Source organism: Corallococcus sicarius (genome assembly GCF_003611735.1).
In the GTDB taxonomy this organism is placed as follows: Bacteria; Myxococcota; Myxococcia; order Myxococcales; family Myxococcaceae; genus Corallococcus; species Corallococcus sicarius.
The window spans coordinates 1-1,633 of sequence record NZ_RAWG01000611.1 but is presented as its reverse complement, the minus strand read 5'-3'; the positions used below and the strand labels follow the sequence as shown (position 1 = coordinate 1,633).

The window sequence follows — 1,633 nt, the reverse complement described above, 5'->3', positions numbered from 1 at the left end:
GGCTCGTCACGTTCTCCGGCGCGGTGCGCAACCAGACGAAGGGCCGGCGCGTGCTGCGGCTGGAGTACGAGGCCTACGCGCCCATGGCGGAGGCGAAGCTCGCGGAGATTGGCCAGGAAGTGGCGTCCCGGTGGCCGGGCACGCGGCTGGCCATCATGCACCGCGTGGGCACGCTGCTTCCGGGGGAGCTGGCGGTCGTCATCGCCGCGTCCGCCGCGCACCGCCAGGAGGCCTTCCGCGGCTGTGAGCACGCCATCGAGCGGCTCAAGCAGGACGTGCCCATCTGGAAGAAGGAGTTCTTCGAGGACGGCGAGGTCTGGGTGGGCCTGGGGCCGTGACACGGCCCTGGCGCCCTAGCGCACGCCGAAGCTCGCCGGGACGTTGACGCGCGCGCCGCCGTCCTGCTGGCGCGTGGCCTTCTCCTGGTCCGACAGGGGGCGCATCGGTTGATCCAACCCGAGCGCCTTGCGCCGCGCCTCCTCCTTGTCGTGGGCGGCCTGGATCGCGCGCGCGTTGTTCGCGGCCATGCGCGCCGGGTCCGGCCCCATGGTGAGGAAGGCGACGGGGGCGCTCAGGAAGAGGACGGCCACGGTGATGATCCACGCCACGTCGCGCACGCCGAAGCGGGCCGCGCGCTCCTTCACCACCGAGGGCTGCAGGAGCAGCCGCAGCTCCCCCTCCACGAGGCGCAGCGTCATGCCCTCGCCCAGCTCCAGCGACGTGCGGCCCGGTGCGCCGGTCAACAGCTCCTCCGGGGCCACGGGGTGGAAGAGGTCCCCCTTGAGGCTCCTCTCCACGCGGGCCGACGGCGGCACGTGGATGCGCCAGCCCTTCGGGGTGCGCTCGGCCAGGAGGAAGGGCTCCTCCGGCAGCGTGAAGCCGTAGAGGGGCAGGGGGGCCGTCTCGTCTTGCGCGGCGTGGACCTGGGCCAGCTCCGGCCCGTAGCTCCAGGCCTCGGCCAGGGAGGTCCCCCAGTACAGCTCGCAGAAGAGGCCGCCTTCCGCGACGTTGGCGGGGGGCTTGGAAGCAGTAGGCATGTCGGGCCGGAGCATAAGGCCCTCCCCCCCTCCTTCGCCCGCCTTCCCGCCAGGGGACGTCCCGTGGCGGACGCCCGTCAGCCCGGTCGCATGGGAGGCGGCCCCGGCTCAGGGGCCCAGGGGCTCAGGTGCCGGTGAGCGTCTTGAGCAGCGTCTCCAGCGTCTCGAAGTGCAGCGGCTTCACCAGGTGCGCGTCGAAGCCCGCGGCCCTGGAGCGCAGCCGGTCCGACTCCTGGCCATAGCCCGTCACCGCGACCAGCTTCATCGCGCGGGGCTCCTCCTGCTGGCGCAGGAGCCGCGCCAGCTCATAGCCGTCCATCACCGGCAGGCCGATGTCCAGCAGGGCGATCTCCGGCAGGAAGCCCTTCGCGGCCTCCAGGCCGGTGGGCCCGTCGTAGGCCACGCGCGTCTCGCAGCCGAGGAACGCGAGCGACTCCGCGAGCACGTCCGCCGCGTCCCGGTTGTCGTCCACGATGAGCACGCGGGCGCTCAGGGACGTGGGCTCCGTCGGCACCAGGGGCCCCGGTCCGGGCGTGGGCGGGGATGCCGGGGCCTGCTCCTCCAGCGCGGGGAGGCGCACGGTGAAGGTGCTGCCG

3 protein-coding genes are annotated in these 1,633 nt (G+C 73.5%); 1 reads left to right on the top strand and 2 read right to left on the bottom strand.

Going from position 1 to position 1,633, the window contains the following annotated elements:
* The coding region (locus D7X12_RS41210; RefSeq protein ID WP_147443996.1) for a molybdenum cofactor biosynthesis protein MoaE at positions 1-338 on the top strand (338 nt) is incomplete at its 5' end.
* 15 nt (positions 339-353) lie between these two features.
* Here D7X12_RS41210 and D7X12_RS41205 read toward each other — a convergent pair.
* Both D7X12_RS41205 and D7X12_RS41200 read right to left on the bottom strand, forming a co-directional pair.
* Complete coding sequence (locus D7X12_RS41205; protein WP_120630547.1) at positions 354-1,037, bottom strand: hypothetical protein; 684 nt, start codon at positions 1,035-1,037, stop codon at positions 354-356.
* A gap of 124 nt (positions 1,038-1,161) precedes the next feature.
* Positions 1,162-1,633: response regulator (locus tag D7X12_RS41200; RefSeq protein ID WP_147443995.1), on the bottom strand; the 472-nt coding region annotated here is incomplete at its 5' end.

Bases quoted from the DNA above. Each gene is read 5' to 3' on its own strand.
- D7X12_RS41205 (WP_120630547.1), bottom strand. From the start codon at position 1,037: ATGCCTACTGCTTCCAAGCCCCCCGCCAACGTCGCGGAAGGCGGCCTC.